A 15,449-nucleotide genomic window follows, 5' to 3' on the forward strand; every position below is an offset into this window, starting at 1 on the left:
AGCCGACCCGAGTGGGGCAGACTCCCCCTACTCGTCGCCGCGCCATTCCATCAGGTCGGCGGCGCGCCCCAGCTCCTCCTCGACCCTGCGGCGCTCCTCCCCGGTGAGCTCCACCTTCTCCAGCTCGGCGCGCCAGGCCTTCGCCTGTTCCGGGCCGTCCAGGGCGATGGACAGTTCGACCAGGGTCGCGTGGGCCAGGGCGCGATCGAGGGCCGGAGCGGTGTCCGCGTGCCGACGCAGGGCGGACTTCAGATGGCGGTAGGCGGCGAGGTCGTCGTTCTTGAACTCGCGGAAGTTGCGGGCCTGGTCCAGGGCTTTGGCGATGCCCTCCAGCTCCGGGGAGCCCCCGTAGTCGAGCCCTTCGGGTTCGTCGCGCTGGATGAAGATGATGCAGTTCCCGGAGGGATCCATCATGGTGAAGCGGGTGGCGCCGGGCCGGTAGCGGGTGATACGCGGCAGGCCGCGGGCCAGGACCTTGCCGTGGGCGGCGCGCATGGCCGCGGTGAAGGCCTCGTGGTAGGGCGCCACCGCGTCGACCATGACCAGGGCGCCGCCGGTGTTCTCCGCAGCGGGATCCAGCCCCTTGGGCGCGCCCCCGAAGTGCAGTTCGAACCCGCTCCACCGGAAGGCCAGGTAGAGGTAGGGCTTGAACTGCTTCCAGGTGACCTCGAAGCCGAGCGACTGGTAGAAGTCCAGCGTGACCTGGGGATCGTGGGTGTGCAGCAGCGGTACCACGGTCTCGTTGGCTCGAATCTCCTGCGTCTCGTTCATGCCGCTCACCTTACTAGTCAAAGTTGACTAGATGCACATGAATTCTTTCCCGCATTGACCAGAACCTTCCCCGAACCGACCCGCCCGGCCTAACATGAACCCTTCTCATGTTAGGCAGGTCACACTGTGCGCACACCCCCCGCGGCGCGACCCCCGAACGAACTCCCCCGAGCCCTGGCCGAACCCACCCGCAACGTGAGCGCCCTGTGGGTGGCCGGGATCAGCCTGGCCAACCTCGGCATGTGGATGGCCTTCTTCGGTCCCCTCCAAGTCCTGCTGCCCGAGCAGGTCGGCCGGGTCTCCCCCGCCGACAAGGAGACCGTCCTGGCCTGGGTCACCGGGATCGGTGCGGCCATGGCCATGATCGCCACCCCGCTGGCCGGGGCCCTGTCGGACCGCACCACCGGCCCGCTCGGCCGCCGCAGGCCCTGGGTCCTGGCCGGAGCGCTGCTGGGCGGCGCCGGGCTGATCGTCCTGGGCACCCGGGAGAGCGTCACGGGGATCCTGCTGGGCTGGTCGTTCGTGCAGACGGCGCTGTCCTGCCTGAACGCCACCCTGCTCGCCGCCGTTCCGGACCACGTGCCGCGGAGCCAGCGCGGGGCGGTCTCGGGCTGGATCGGCATCCCCCAGTCGGCCGGGGTGGTGGCGGCGGTCGTCCTGGTCACCGTGGTCGTCACCGAGATATCCCCCGGCTACACGCTCATCGGCGTCCTGACCATCGCGTGCGCCCTGCCGTTCGCGCTGCTCTCCCCGGACCCGCCGCTGCCCCGCGAGGCCCGCCCGCCCTGGCGCGACTTCGCCCGGAGCCTGTGGGTGTCGCCCCGCCGCCACCCGGACTTCGCCTGGGCCTTCCTCACCCGGTTCCTCATCGGCACCGGGAACGCGATGTTCGTCCTCTACCTGCTGTACTTCCTACGCGACGAGGTGGGCTACGAGGAACTCTTCCCCGGTTCCCCTGCCACGGACGGGCTGCTCACCCTGATCCTCCTCTACACGGCGGCGGTCGTGGCCACCACCGTGCTGGCGGGCGTGGTCTCGGACCGGCTCGGCAGACGGCGCGGCATGGTGGCGTTCGCCGGGGTGGTGATGGGCCTGCCCGCCTTCGGGTTGGCCCTGTACCCCACCTGGACGGCCGCGGTGGTCTGCGCGGTGGTGCTGGGCGTGGGGTTCGGTGTGTTCCTGTCCGTGGACAACGCGCTGGTCACCGAGGTACTGCCGAGCGCCGGGGGCCGTGCCAAGGACCTGGGCATCGTCAACGTCGCCAGCTCCGGCCCGCAGGTGATCGCCCCCGCCCTGGCCGGGCCCATCGTGGTCCACCTGGGCGGCTACCCGGTCCTGTACACGGCCTGCGGGCTGATCTCCCTGCTGGGCGCGGTCGTGGTCTGGAGGATCAGGGGCGTGCGCTGAGCTGGGCCTGGACCCCGTGTGGCCCCTGGTACGCGCGTGCCGCCGGGGTGAGGATGGGTTCATGGACGAACGGCAGGAGTGGGACCGGCTGGTCAGGGAGCTGGCCGAGGGCACGGAGATGACCGTCGACACCGGCGGGATCGGTACCCCGGTCACCTACCGGGCCACCAGCCGCGCCGAGGTGCTGCCCGGGGAGCGCGGCATCCGGATCAGCTGTTTCAAGGGCCTGGAACTGGAGGAACCGATGGTCCTGCACCTGGACCCGCCCACGCTGGCCGCGCGGCTGCGGGACCTGGTGGAGGACGCGGTGGCGGCGTTCGGCACCAGGCGCGAGGGCGGCCTGGTGGCGGCCCGTGCGCTGTTCATGGTCCACCTGCAGGAGACCGTGGAGACCGCCAGGCCGGGCGAGGTCCACCTCGTCCCGGCCCGCGGCGGCTTCGACTCCCTGCGCGAACCCCCGCCCTGAGGCCCGGGGCGACAGGGCCGGATCAGTCCGTGACGGCGTCCAGGGTTCCGCTGTCGGCGCGGGTGTGCGAGGGGGTCTCCTCGCCGCGCTGGCGGGCCGGCTCCCACCACCACCAGTGGGTCTCGGGCACCCAGGACGGCACCGCCTCCACGGTGGCCGGGCTGGCGTTGGCCGCCACGGCCTCCAGTGCGTCGTCGATGCGCGGCAGGGCGTCCAGGTCGACCGGGCGCAGGAAGCTCTGCAGGGGCACGAACTCGTCGCCCAGGAGCTGGAGCATGGAGCGGCGCCAGCAGGCCGGGCGGTAGCCCTCGTGCTGCCCGTTCTCGGCGGCGGTCTGGGTGCGCACCACGTACAGGCTGATCCGGACCGGGTTGTTCCCGCTCACCAGGACCTCGGCGAGCCTGGCGTTGAAGTTCTGTCCCGCCGGGGACTGCCGTTCGGCCTGGGAAGTGGCCTGGTAGAGCTCGAAGAGCCGCGCGAACGCGGTGTCCATGAGGGCGTCACGGTCCCTGCCCCGTGTGGCACTCTCCTCGAACGCCTCCACTGCCCGCCTGGCCAGGCCGGGAAGGTCCCTGCCCGTATCCGCACCCACCGGCACACCGCCTTGTCCAGAGAAACCGTTGTGAAGAACTGTTGTGACCGCTGCTTTGCCCGGCCTTTTCGATCATAAGCGCCCGCCACCGGGAGGTGGTAGGCGGCCGACGATAGAACCCACTCACCAGTAAACACCGCTGACCCCGGCAGCCGGCCCCGGCCACAGGTCAGTCTCCCGCCGCCAGAGCCTGGTCGAGCATGCGGGCCCACTGGCGGACGATGTGGCGGCGGCGCGCTCCGTCGTCGGTGAGGAGGTTGGCCAGGCCCAGTCCCCGGGCCAGGTCGAGGGTGGCCTGGACTGCCTCCCGCGTGCCGGGGACCGACTCGTCGGCGCCCAGCAGGTCGACCACGGCGCGGTGCACCTCACGACCCACCTGTTCCTCCAGGGGGATGACGCGTTCGCGCAGGGCGGGGTCGCTGGCGGCCCCGGCCCACAGCTGGAGGGCGGCGTTGAAACCGGTCCCGCTGAAGGCGTCCACCACCATCTGCACCACGGCCTCGGTGCGGCCGGGCCCCCCGGGAACCGATTCCACCCGGCGGCGCAGGTCGGTTCCGCGGCTGTCCACGATGTGCCGCAGCGCCGCCAGCAGCAGGTCCTCGCGGGTGGGGAAGTGGTGCTGCGCGGCGCCCCGGGACACCCCGGCGCGTTCGGCGACCGCGCCCACCGTGGTCCCGGCCGCTCCGCGTTCGGACAGGCATCCCACCGCCGCGTCCAGCAGCCGGGCCCGGGTGGCCCGGCTGCGCTCCTGTCTCGGCTCCCGGTCGGAGACCCCCGATGCCGTGTCCACTGCGCGCCTCTTCTCCCCTGGTGTGCCGCCCCCGCGGTCAGTACGACTTGGGCAGGCCGAGGGACTGTTGGGCCACGTAGTTGAGGACCATCTCCCGGCTCACGGGGGCGATCCGGGCCAGCCGGGAGGCGGCGATCGCCGCGCCCAGCCCGTACTCACTGGCCAGACCGTTCCCTCCGAGGGTCTGCACGGCCTGGTCGACGGACCGCACGCACGCCTCCGCGGCGGCGTACTTGGCCATGTTGGCCGCCTCCCCGGCACCCGCGTCGTCGCCGGAATCGTAGCGGAGCGCCGCGTGCTGGGTCATCAGGCGGGCCTGTTCGGTCTCGATCTTGACCTGCGCCAGCGGATGGGCCAATCCCTGGTGGGCGCCGATGGGCCGGTCCCGCCACACCACGCGCTCCTTGGCGTAGGCGACCGCCTTGTCCAAGGCGTGGCGGGCACTGCCGGTGGCCAGTGAGGCGGCCATGATGCGTTCGGGGTTGAGCCCGGCGAAGAGCTGGAGGAGCCCGGCGTCGGGGTCGCCGACCAGGGCGTCGGCGGGCAGGCGGAGGTCGTCCATGAACAGCTGGAACTGGTGGTCCGGGCTGACGATGTCCATCTCGATCCGCCGCGCCTCGAACCCGGGGGTGTCGGTGGGGACCGCGAACAGCGCGGCGGACAGGCGCCCGGTGTCCTCGTCCTCGATACGGCCGACCACCAGTACGGCGTCGGCGACGTCCACGCCGGAGATGTAGGTCTTGCGGCCGTTGAGCACCCAGCCCCCGCCCTCGCGGCGGGCGGTGGTGGTGATGCGGTGGGCGTTGGATCCGGCGTCGGGTTCGGTGATAGCGAAGGCCATGATGGACTCGCCGGTGGCCAGGCCGGGCAGCCAGCGCTGGCGCTGTTCGGGGGTGCCGAAGCGGGCCAGGACGGTGCCGCAGATGGCTGGGGAGACCACCATCATCAGGGTGGGGCAACCCGCGGCGCTGAGCTCCTCCAGGACGGCGGCCAGGTCGCCGATACCGCCGCCTCCGCCGCCGTACTCCTCGGGGATGTTGACGCCCAGGTAGCCGAGCTTGCCCGCCTCGCGCCACAGTTCGGTGAGGTAGGCGCCCTCCTTGGCTCTGGCCCTGTAGTACTCGGAGCCGTACTCGGCGGCGAGGTCGGCGACCGCGGCGCGGAGTTCGACGCGCTCGGCGGGTTCGTTGAAGTTCATGGCACCGGTCATGGGTCGAGCCCTTCGTTGTGGGGGGTGCTCCTCGCGCCCTGGGAGCCGTGGTCGTCGCTGTCCGGGGTGTCGTCGGGGTCACCGGTCCCGGGGCCGGTGTAGTCGAGCACGGCCAGTGGCGCCCCGGCCGGGACGCGTTCCCCGGCGGCGACCGGGAGTTCGCGGACGGCTCCGGCGGCGGGGGCGGTGACGCGGTGCTCCATCTTCATCGCCTCCATGCGCAGCAGGGTCTGGCCCTCGCGGACCTTCTCCCCCACGCTGACGTCCACGGCGGTGACCGTGCCGGGCATGGGCGCGGGCAGGGCGCCGGGGTCGACGGTGGCCTCGGGCTCGGGGAGGGGGTCGACGGGGGTCAGGGTGACCGATCCCAGCGCGGACTCGACGTACACCTCGCCCGCCCTGGAAGAGCTCTCACCCGAGAGAACGGTGAAGGCGCGGCGTAGTCCGTCCACCTCCAGGACCACCTGGTCGGAGGCGGCCGAGAGCACCCGCACGCCGTCCCGCTCGGGCAGGTGCGCACCGCGCACCGATCGGAAGGCCGAGGTGATCTCGCGGCCCGCGTCGGTGGTGTGGCGGCGCCGGTGCGGGGCCGAGGGCAGGTTGCGCCAGCCCGCGGGGATACCGGCGGGGAGAGCGCCCTTTCCGCTGGCGGCCTCCATCGAGGCCAGGGACGCGGCGAGCGCGGCCAGTTCCTCGGTGGCGGGTTCGGCCAGGGGCTGGGCCAGAGCGGCGAGGCGGTCGCCGGTCAGGAAGGCGGTGTGCAGGCGTTCGGGCCGGTCGTGGGCCCCGGCGAAGTCGGGGTGGCGCAGGGCGCGCACGAGCAGGTCGCGGTTGGTGCCCACCCCGTGCAGGCGGGCGTCGGCCAGGGCCGCGGCCAGGCGGCGCAGGGCGTCGCGGCGGTCGGTGCCGTAGGCGATGACCTTGGCGAGCATGGGGTCGAAGTCGGTGCCGACGACATCGCCCGCCGCCACGCCGTGGTCCAGGCGCACCCCGGGGGTGGTGAGGGGGGTGAAGCTGACGGTGGCGGCGGGGACGTCGAAGGCGTGCAGGAGCCCGGCCCGGGGCCGCCAGCCGTTGCGGGGGTCCTCGGCGTACAGGCGGGCCTCGACGGCGTGGCCGCGCGGGGCGGGGGGTTCGGCACCGGGCAGGGGTTCACCCTCGGCGATCCGTAGCTGCCACTCCACCAGGTCCAGGCCGGTGACGCACTCGGTGACGGGGTGCTCGACCTGCAGGCGGGTGTTCATCTCCAGGAAGACGGGCTCACCGAGCCCTTCCTCCGTGACTGGCACGAGGAACTCGGCGGTTCCGGCGCCGGTGTAGCCGATGGCCGCGGCGAGGTCGCGGGCGGCCCGGTGCAGCCTCTGCCGGGTCTGTTCGGGCAGCCCGGGGGCGGGCGCCTCCTCCAGGACCTTCTGGTGGCGGCGCTGCACCGAGCAGTCGCGTTCGCCCAGTGCCCAGACGGTGCCGTGGAGGTCGGCCAGGACCTGGACCTCCACGTGGCGGCCGCGTTCCACGTAGGGCTCGCAGAACACCGTGGGGTCGCCGAAGGCGGAGGCGGCCTCGGTGCGCGCGGCCTGTGCCTGGGCGGCGAGCGCGTCGAGGTCACGGACCACGCGCATGCCGCGCCCGCCGCCGCCGGACACCGCCTTGACCAGGACGGGGAGGTCTTCGGCCCGCACGTCCTCGGGGTCGAGGGCGTCGGCGACCGGTACCCCGGCGTCGCGGGCGACCTTCTTGGCGAGGGTCTTGGAGCCCATCTGTTCGACCGCTTCGGCGGCGGGGCCCACCCAGGTCAGCCCGGCGCCGGTGACGGCGCGGGCGAAGGCGGCGTTCTCGGACAGGAAGCCGTAGCCGGGGTGGACGGCGTCGGCTCCGGCGGTGCGGGCGGCGGCGACCAGCGCTTCGGGGTCGAGGTAGGCGTCCACGGGGCCGCGCCCCTCGGGGACGCTCAGGCGCACGGCGGCGTCGGCCTCGCGCACGTGCGCGGCGTTCTCCTCACCGGGGGCGTGCACGGCGACGGTGGCCACGCCCAGGGCCTTGCAGGTGCGGATGATCCGGCGGGCGATCTCGCCCCGGTTGGCGACCAGCAGCGTGCCGATGGGCCGGGCGCCGTCGGGGCTGGCGGAGGTGGTGGGGGTGGTGGTGGGGGTCATGTCGGTCCTCCCCTTCTCACATTCGGAAGACACCGAAGCGGTCGGTGCCGCGTACCGGTGCGTTGCTGGCGAAGGACAGGCACAGCCCGAGGACGGTGCGGGTGTCGCGGGGGTCGATGACGCCGTCGTCGTAGACCCGGCCGGACAGGAACATCGGCAGGGACTCCGCCTCGATCTGGTGCTCGACCAGTTCGCGCATGGCGGCGTCCTGGTCGTCGTCGTAGGGCTGGCCCTTCTTCGCGGCCGAGGCGCGCGAGACGATCGAGATGACCTCGGCGAGCTGCTTGGGGCCCATGACGGCGGAACGGGCGCTGGGCCAGGAGAACAGGAAGCGGGGGTCGTAGGCGCGGCCGCACATGCCGTAGTGCCCGGCCCCGTAGGAGGCGCCGATCAGCACGGACAAGTGCGGGACGGTGCTGTTGGAGACCGCGTTGATCATCATCGAGCCGTGCTTGATGATGCCGCCCTGCTCGTACTCGGCGCCGACCATGTAGCCGGTGGTGTTGTGCAGGAAGACCAGCGGGGTGTTCGAGCGGTTGGCCAGCTGGATGAACTGGGTGGCCTTCTGCGCCTCGGCGCTGAACAGCACGCCGTTGTCGTTGGCCAGGACGCCCACGGGGTAGCCGTGCAGGGTGGCCCAGCCGGTGACCAGGCCGGGGCCGTAGGAGGGTTTGAACTCGTCGAACTCCGAACCGTCCACCACGCGCGCGAGGACCTCGCGGGGGTCCACGGGGACCTTGAGGTCGGGCGGCATGATCCCGAGGAGCTCCTCGGCGGGCAGGAGGGGTTCGCGGACCTGGGCGGCCGGGGCGGGCCCGGCCTTGGTGTGGTTGAGGCGGGCCACGATCCGGCGGCCGAGGCGGATGGCGTCCCGCTCGTCCTCGGCCAGGTGGTCGGCGAGCCCGGAGACCTCGGCGTGCATGCGCGCGCCGCCCAGGGACTCGTCGTCGCTCTCCTCGCCGGTGGCCGCCTTGACCAGCGGCGGGCCGCCGAGGAAGACCTTGGAGCGGTCCCGGACCATGACCACGTGGTCGCTCATGCCGGGGACGTAGGCGCCGCCCGCGGTGGAGTTGCCGAAGACCAGGGCGATGGTGGGGATCCCGGCGGCCGAGAGCTGGGTGAGGTGGCGGAAGGTGCCGCCGCCCGGGATGAAGATCTCCTTCTGGGTGGGCAGGTCGGCGCCGCCCGACTCCACCAGGCTGATCATCGGCATCCGGTTGCGTTCGGCGACCTCCCCGGCCCGCTGGGACTTCTTGAGGGTCCAGGGGTTGCTGGAGCCGCCGCGCACGGTGGGGTCGTTGGCGACGATCACACATTCCACGCCCGAGACCACGCCCACGCCGGTGACCACGCTGGCGCCCACGTGGAAGTCGCTGCCCCAGGCGGCCAGGGGTGAGAGTTCGAGGAAGGGGCTGCCCTCGTCCAGGAGGAGTTCGATGCGTTCGCGGGCCAGCAGTCCGCCCCGGGAACGGTGGCGTTCGACGTAGCGTTCACCGCCCCCGGCCAGGGCCTTGGCGTGTTCGGTGTCGAGCTCGGCGAGTTTGGCGAGCATGGCGTCCCGGGCCTCGGCGTAGGCCGGGCCCCGGGTGTCGAGTCTGGAGGTCAGGACGCTCACGGGCCCTCCTGGGGCAGCGGGGACTGGGCCAGCGGGTTCGGGGGCAGCGGGTTCGGGGGCAGCGGGTTCGGGGGCAGCGGGGAGTCGGCCAGCAGTGACTCGGGGATGGGGAAGCGCCGGGCGCGCAGCCACTCACCGACCCCCTTGGCCTGCGGGTCCTGGCCCTCACGGCGGGCCGTACCGGGGGCGAGCATCCCCTCGATCCAGAAGTTCGCGGCGCGCAGACTCGGCAGCAGGTGGCGGGTGACCTTGAGGTCGGCGGTCTCCGGGAGGAGTTCGCGCAGCGCCTCGACGGTGAGGGTGTGCGCCAGCCAGCGCCAGCCCTCGTCCGAGGTGGCCCACACGCCCACGTTGGCGTCGGCGCCCTTGTCTCCGCTGCGCGCGCCCAGGAGCAGGCCGAGGGGGGCCAGTCGGGTGGGCCCGTCGATCACCGGGCCTGAGAGCGGCTCGGGCAGCGGGGGTTCGGGGAGCTCGGTCAGCTCCCTGGTGTGTTCGGGGTGCGGGACGCTCTCGCGGTCGCCTTCGGGGGTGATGACGGTGTGCTCGACCTCGGCGGCGGGGACCAGCGCGTGGGTGACCGCCACCCCGTCGGGGCGGGCCTCGCGCGGCGGCGCGGTGAGGTGGAACCCGGCGTAGCTGGCCAGGGCCAGTTCCACGGCGGCGGCGCCGAAGCGGCGTCCGATGACGGCGGGGTCGTGGTCGCGGGCGACCACGCGCAGCCGGGCGGTGGCCTCGTCCTGGGTGTCCCCGTGCGGGTCGAGGGCCGGGGTGAACTCGAAGCTCAGCTCACCGGGCCTGTTGTGGGCCAGGGCGGCGCGCATCTGGCGTTCGGCCTGGTCCGCCTTGGCCCGGGCGTCCAGGCCGGTGATGAGGAAGTCGACCTCGTTGCGGAAGCCGCTGATCCCGGTCAGCCCGACCTTCAGCTCGGGCGGCGGTGCTTCTCCGCGCACCCCGCTGATCCGCACCCGGTCGTCGGCTTCCTGAACCAGGTGAACGGTGTCCAGGCGCGTGGTGACGTCGGGGCCGGGGTAGCGTGCGCCCGCGATCTCGTAGACGAGCTGGGCGGTGACGGTGCCCACGGTGACCGCACCGCCGGAGCGGGCGTGCTTGGTGATCACCGAGGAGCCGTCGGCGGCGATCTCGGCGATCGGGAAGCCGGGGTGGTCCAGGCGCCGGTCGGCGAGTTCGCGGGCCAGGGCGTAGTTACCGCCGGTGGCCTGGGTCCCGCACTCGATGACGTGCCCGGCGGCGGTCGCCCCGGCGAGGGCGTCGAGGTCCTCGCGAGTCCAGCCGAAGTGCGAGATGGCCGGACCCACCGCGAGCGAGGCGTCGGTGACGCGGCCGGTGACGACGATGTCGGCCCCGGCGTCCAGGCAGCGCGCGATCCCGAAGGCACCCAGGTAGGCGTTGGCGGTCAGCGGCCCGCCCAGATTGAGTTCCTCGGCTCGGTCCAGCAGGTCGTCCCCGGTGACACAGGCGATGCGGGGTTCGAAGCCGAGGCTCTCGGCCAGCTCTGTGAGCTTGTCGGCCAGGCCTCGGGGGTTGAGGCCGCCCGCGTTGGTGACCACGCGGACGCGGCGTTCCATGATGATCGCCAGGCACTCGCGCATCTGTTTCAGGAAGGTTCTGGCGTAGCCCCGGCTCGGATCGGCCAGTTGGTCGCGGCCGAGGATGGCCATGGTGAGTTCGGCCAGGTAATCGCCGGTCAGAACGTCCACAGGGCCTTCGGTGAGCATCTCGTGAACGGCCGAGAGCCGGTCACCGTAGAAGCCCGAGGCGTTCCCGACCCACAGGGAGGTAGCGGTCATGGCAAAGAGAGTGACACCGGACACAGAAAAAAACAAGCACTCATGATTGTTTTTTCCTCAACCAGGCCCATGGCCGGAACCGGCCGCAATAGCCCTGTTAAAGATGGCGAAAACGGGATATGCGCCCGGTATTTTGGCGCGCGTGAGTACCTCCTCCGAAGACACCAGCACCACCGCCCCCACCGACGACAAGCCCGAGAACTCCGAGGCCGTCTCCACCCCCGAGGCCGTCTCCACCCCCGAGGCCTTCCTCACCGGTCAGCACACCGCCCCGCGCCCCAGCCTCTTCGGCGCCGAGACCTTCAGCGTGGCGGGCTTCCTCATGCTGGCCACCACCCTGTTCGCCACCGAGCTCATCGCGATCTTCAGCCGTTGGGTCCTCACCCCCTCGATTCCGGCCGAGGGGTACGACGCACCGAGTGTCGTGGTCCAGGGGTCCCTCACCGGTTCGGCGGCCCTCGCCGGTCTGGCCGTGATCTGCGCCGCCATCGCCCTGTTCCGCGTCGGCGCCACCACCCGCGCCTGGGCTCGGCAACTGGCCTCGGCGACGATACTGGCGGGCATCCTGTGCGTGGTGCTGGCCGTGCTGACCTTCGTCCTGATGCCGACCCCGGTCCTCCCGAGCACCTGATCCCCACCCCAGCACACCCCACCCACACACCAGCAGACCGCAAGGCCGGAGGCAGCGCCTCCGGCCTCTCTTCATGTGCGCCACCACCCTTGCGGAGCCGTGTTCGGGTCCCTACACTCGCCCAAAACCTAACACCGTCAGGTTATGGCTCAGCATGCCGTCGGGAGCGCTCCTGACCCGGTTCTCGCCGCTCGCGCGTACGGCGCCCCTCCGGGCAGAGCACCTCCCCGTCGTCAACGGAAGGCGCACCGATGAAACGACGACCAGGCCTACCCGCCCCAGGACCGACCCTGCCCGCCCTCACCTGTGCCCTGGCCCTGGCGGCCACGGCCTGCGGGGGCACAGCGGCCACGGCCGACCCCGACCACTACCCCGAACGCCCCGTCACGATGCTGGTGGGCTTCGCCCCCGGCGGCGGCACCGACACCATCGCCCGCAACGTCGCCCGCTGCCTGAACTCATCGCTCGACCGCGAGGTCGTGGTGGAGAACAAACCGGGCGGCAGCCAGGCCATCGCCCTCAACGACCTGCTCAACGCACCCGCCGACGGCCACACCATGGCCATGGTGACCACCAGCGGACCGGTGGTCGTCCCACTGCGCGTACCCACCGTGGGCTACGACAAGGACGACTTCACCCCGCTCAACGAGGTCACCCACGCACCCTCCGTCCTGATCACCCCGCCTGAACTGCACGAAGAGGTCGGCCCCGGGTTCCTCGACCGGGAAGAGGAGCTGGTGGTCTCCACCCCCGGCGCGCTCAGCGCACCGCACCAGACCCTGAACCTGCTGGCGGACGTGCGGGACGCACCCGTTCGCGCCGTCCCCTACCAGGGCTCGCGGCCGGCCATCACCGCACTGCTCGCAGGAGACGTCAACGCCGTGTTCACCGAGAGCTCCCAGGAGGTCATGGACCAGCTGGCAGGCACCGGCCTCCAGGTTTCGGTCTCCGGCGGTCAGGAGCGGATGCCGCACATCCCGGACGTGCCCACCTTCGAGGAGCTGGGCTACGACGGCCTGCCGATGTCCGATTCCTTCTGGTTTCCCGTCCTGCACGGGGACACCCCCGACGAGCTCGTGGAACTGCTGGAGGGGCACATCCGCACCTGCGCGGAGTCGCCCGAACTCGCCGAGGCCGTGGGTGAGAACTACGTGGCCAACGACCGCCCCACCTCCTCGGAGCTGAGCCGGGGAGTCATGGACCAGATGCACCAGAGCTTCGTCGAGCTGATCGGGGAGGAGGAGTCATGACCGCACAGGACACCCCCGCCGCCGTGGTGGGCGGCGGGGACCGCACGACCCGGCCCGTGTGGCCCCAACGCCTGGTGTGGGGCGGCTTCGGCGGCCTGGTCGTACTGGGCTCGGTTCTGCTGGGCCTGGGCTCGCCCCAACAGCCCGGACCGGGGTTTTGGCCGTTCGCAGCCGGAGCGATCATCCTGGTCGCCGCCTTCGCCATCAGGCCGCCCGTCGGTGACCAACCCCCCGAGGAGGCCTTCAGCCACAATCCCCGACGGCTTCTGACAGCCCTGGTCAGCATGGCGGTCTTCACCGCCCTGTTCACAGTGGTCGGCCTGGTGCTGCCGGTGTTCGCCCTCCAGCTGCTGTGGCTGCGCGTCCTCGCCGGAATGCGCTGGTGGACCGCGCTCCTGCTCTCGGTGGCGGTGACCGCTTTCCTGACAGCGGGTCTGGTCTACGGGCTCAACATCCCCCTGCCACCGGACCCGATCATCGCGCTTCTGAAGGGAACGAGCTGATGAACCACCTCGACAGCGTCCTGCACGGTTTCCAGGTGGCCTTCCAGCCCGGGAACCTCATGTTCGTGGCACTGGGTGTGCTCATCGGCACCTTCATCGGGGTGCTACCCGGCCTCGGCCCGACCGCCACCATCGCCCTGCTCCTGCCCCTGACCTACGTGCTGGACCCGGCTCCGGCGATCATCCTGCTCGCCGGGATCTACTACGGCTCGGTATACGGCGGAACCATCACCTCGGTGCTGTTGCGCATCCCCGGGGAGGCCTCCTCGGTGGTGACCACCTTCGACGGATACCCGATGGCCCAGAAGGGCCGGGCGGGACCGGCCCTGGGTATCGCCGCCGTGGGCTCCTTCATCGGCGGCATCACCGCGACCGTCTTCCTCGTGGTGCTGGCTCCCCTGCTCGCCGGGGTCGCACTGAACTTCGGACCGCCCGAGTACACACTCGTCGCCCTGACCGGGGTCCTGCTCGTGGCGTGGATGGGAAACGTGTCCATCGGCCGGGCGCTGGTCGCCGCCGGGCTGGGGCTCTTCCTGGCCACTGTAGGCCTCGACTCCGTCTCGGGGGAACCGCGGTTCACCCTCGGTAGCAGCGACCTCCTCGCCGGGCTGAGCTTCATCCCCATCGCGATGGGCCTGTTCGGGCTGGGCGAGGTGTTGTACAGCATCGACAAGAGCCCCACAGGCACGAAGATCAAGCACAAGATCGGCCGGATCTGGCCCTCGCGCTCCGACTTCCGCCAGTCCGGCGGGGCCCTGGCGCGCGGCACCCTCCTCGGCAGCGTCCTGGGACTGCTGCCCGGCGGCGGCAGCGTGGTCTCGTCGATGACCGCGTACGTGGTGGAGAAGCGGCGGGCCAAGGACCCCTCCCGGTTCGGCAAGGGCGCCATCGAGGGTGTGGCGGGGCCCGAAGCAGCCAGCAACGCCGGTTCCACCAGCGCTTTCGTTCCACTGCTCACCCTGGGTATCCCGCCCAACGTGGTGCTGGCCCTGCTCTACGGCGCCCTGCTCATCCAGGGCATCACCCCCGGACCGTCCCTGATGGTCAACCAGCCCGACGTGTTCTGGGGTGTGATCGCCTCGATGTTCGTCGGCAACGTCCTGCTGCTGGTGTTCAACACCGCTCTCATCGGCGCCTGGGTGCAGGTCCTTCGGGTGCCCATCACCATCCTGTCAACGGTAGCCCTGGTCGTGATGCTGGTCGGCGTGTACACCGTGCAGAACCGGGTGTCCGACATCGTCGTGATGCTGGTGTTCGGACTGCTCGGGTACGCCCTGCGCAAGTTCGGCTACGAGGTCGGGCCACTGGTGCTCGCGTTCATCCTCGGCGGCATCCTGGAGGTCTCGCTGCGCCAGTCGCTGCTGATCTCCGGAGGCGACTTCTCCATCTTCGTCACCCGCCCGGTCTCCCTTGGCATCCTCGCCGTCATCGCCGCGGTCGTGCTCGTGGCCTTCGGACGCCGGCGGGCACTGGCCCGCCGCCAGCCGGTCTCCGAACCCGAGGAGGCGGAACGCGCCTGACCGGTTCTTGATCGTATTCCGTGGCTGAACAGGCGATTCTTAGGTCCTGCTTACCCGGGCCCGCGGGTACGTTGGCCGCGTGAGTACCGCACCGGAAGACAACACCAGGCCCGAGAACACCAACAGACCCGCAGAAGGTGCCCCGCAGCCGAAGTTCGAACCGGGATTCGAGCCGGGGTACGCCACGGATCCCGCCGTCGCGGGGCAGGGCGCCCAGACCCCGGAGGACGGCGTCGAGGGTGCGGAGCACGGTCAGGAGTACGACCACGAGCACGAGTTCGAGGTCCCTCCGGCTGAGCCCCGTACCGGCGGTGCGTTCTCCTCGGAGACCCTGAGCATCGTCGGCGTGATCCTGCTCGCCGTGACCGTCCTGACCGGGCAGCTGCTGGAGATCCTCACCAGCATGATCCTGGTCGGCGGCCAGCCCATAGACCCGAACCAGATCCGGCAGATCGAGATGCAGATCTGGCTGGGCGGCGCGGTGGCCCTGCTCACCGTGCTGTCCTCGACCCTGGCGCTGGCCCTGCTCAACAGCGGCACCCGCCACTGGGCCAAGTGGACCGCCACCGCGACGACGATCGTGGGTTTCCTGTTCGTCCTGGTCGCCGCTGCCGCGTTCCTGCTGATCCCGGAGGCCGCCCCGCAGCAGATGCTGCCGCCCATCATGGACTGACCGCAGGACCCTTGAAGGTGCGCGGGAGGGGCTGGCGCCACGCCAGCCCCTCCGTACCCG

General features: G+C 71.5%; 14 protein-coding genes. 7 read left to right on the top strand and 7 right to left on the bottom strand.

Annotation, left to right across the window (positions count from 1 at the left end):
• Positions 1-27: 27 nt before the first annotated feature.
• Positions 28-771 carry a VOC family protein gene (locus HNR07_RS14420; RefSeq protein WP_184365438.1) on the bottom strand — a complete coding sequence of 248 codons (744 nt, stop codon included), beginning with the start codon at positions 769-771 and terminating at the stop codon, positions 28-30.
• Between the two features lie 126 nt (positions 772-897).
• On the opposite strand from HNR07_RS14420, the gene HNR07_RS14425 reads away from it, so the two are divergent.
• Positions 898-2,178 (top strand): MFS transporter, encoded by a 1,281-nt coding sequence (locus tag HNR07_RS14425; protein WP_184365439.1) that lies wholly within the window; start codon positions 898-900, stop codon positions 2,176-2,178.
• A gap of 61 nt (positions 2,179-2,239) precedes the next feature.
• Positions 2,240-2,644: a hypothetical protein gene (locus HNR07_RS14430; protein ID WP_184365440.1), complete on the top strand. Its 405-nt coding sequence runs from the start codon at positions 2,240-2,242 to the stop codon at positions 2,642-2,644.
• A gap of 22 nt (positions 2,645-2,666) precedes the next feature.
• Here the strand turns inward: HNR07_RS14430 and HNR07_RS14435 are convergent, their stop codons facing one another.
• The 6 genes from HNR07_RS14435 to HNR07_RS14460 all read right to left on the bottom strand — a co-directional run bounded on the left by HNR07_RS14435 (position 2,667) and on the right by HNR07_RS14460 (position 10,812).
• Entirely contained in the window at positions 2,667-3,242 is a 576-nt protein-coding gene (locus HNR07_RS14435) for a hypothetical protein (protein ID WP_184365441.1), read from the bottom strand.
• A gap of 163 nt (positions 3,243-3,405) precedes the next feature.
• Entirely contained in the window at positions 3,406-4,026 is a 621-nt protein-coding gene (locus HNR07_RS14440; RefSeq protein ID WP_184365442.1) for a TetR/AcrR family transcriptional regulator, read from the bottom strand.
• Between the two features lie 37 nt (positions 4,027-4,063).
• Positions 4,064-5,236 carry an acyl-CoA dehydrogenase family protein gene (locus tag HNR07_RS14445; protein WP_184365443.1) on the bottom strand — a complete coding sequence of 391 codons (1,173 nt, stop codon included), beginning with the start codon at positions 5,234-5,236 and terminating at the stop codon, positions 4,064-4,066.
• Positions 5,233-7,389, bottom strand: a complete 2,157-nt coding sequence (locus tag HNR07_RS14450) for an ATP-binding protein (RefSeq protein ID WP_184365444.1) — start codon at positions 7,387-7,389, stop codon at positions 5,233-5,235. Before HNR07_RS14450 ends, HNR07_RS14445 begins: the two co-directional genes overlap by 4 nt.
• Before the next feature lie 16 nt (positions 7,390-7,405).
• Entirely contained in the window at positions 7,406-9,004 is a 1,599-nt protein-coding gene (locus HNR07_RS14455) for an acyl-CoA carboxylase subunit beta (RefSeq protein WP_184365445.1), read from the bottom strand.
• On the bottom strand, positions 9,001-10,812 hold the full coding sequence (locus HNR07_RS14460) for an acyclic terpene utilization AtuA family protein (protein WP_221318816.1): 1,812 nt from the start codon (positions 10,810-10,812) through the stop codon (positions 9,001-9,003). Before HNR07_RS14460 ends, HNR07_RS14455 begins: the two co-directional genes overlap by 4 nt.
• Before the next feature lie 142 nt (positions 10,813-10,954).
• On the opposite strand from HNR07_RS14460, the gene HNR07_RS14465 reads away from it, so the two are divergent.
• The 5 genes from HNR07_RS14465 (at position 10,955) to HNR07_RS14485 (ending at position 15,389) form a co-directional block, all read left to right on the top strand.
• The gene (locus HNR07_RS14465; protein WP_184365447.1) at positions 10,955-11,443 is read left to right on the top strand and encodes a hypothetical protein; all 489 of its coding nucleotides are present in this window, start codon (positions 10,955-10,957) and stop codon (positions 11,441-11,443) included.
• A gap of 251 nt (positions 11,444-11,694) precedes the next feature.
• The gene (locus tag HNR07_RS14470; RefSeq protein WP_184365448.1) at positions 11,695-12,693 is read left to right on the top strand and encodes a tripartite tricarboxylate transporter substrate binding protein; all 999 of its coding nucleotides are present in this window, start codon (positions 11,695-11,697) and stop codon (positions 12,691-12,693) included.
• Positions 12,690-13,196 (top strand): tripartite tricarboxylate transporter TctB family protein, encoded by a 507-nt coding sequence (locus HNR07_RS14475; RefSeq protein ID WP_246420311.1) that lies wholly within the window; start codon positions 12,690-12,692, stop codon positions 13,194-13,196. The genes HNR07_RS14470 and HNR07_RS14475 overlap by 4 nt, the downstream gene beginning before the upstream one ends.
• Entirely contained in the window at positions 13,196-14,716 is a 1,521-nt protein-coding gene (locus HNR07_RS14480; RefSeq protein WP_184365449.1) for a tripartite tricarboxylate transporter permease, read from the top strand. Before HNR07_RS14475 ends, HNR07_RS14480 begins: the two co-directional genes overlap by 1 nt.
• Before the next feature lie 79 nt (positions 14,717-14,795).
• Positions 14,796-15,389, top strand: a complete 594-nt coding sequence (locus tag HNR07_RS14485; RefSeq protein ID WP_184365450.1) for a hypothetical protein — start codon at positions 14,796-14,798, stop codon at positions 15,387-15,389.
• Positions 15,390-15,449: the final 60 nt, after the last annotated feature.

The organism is Nocardiopsis metallicus, assembly GCF_014201115.1.
Taxonomy (GTDB): Bacteria; Actinomycetota; Actinomycetes; order Streptosporangiales; family Streptosporangiaceae; genus Nocardiopsis; species Nocardiopsis metallicus.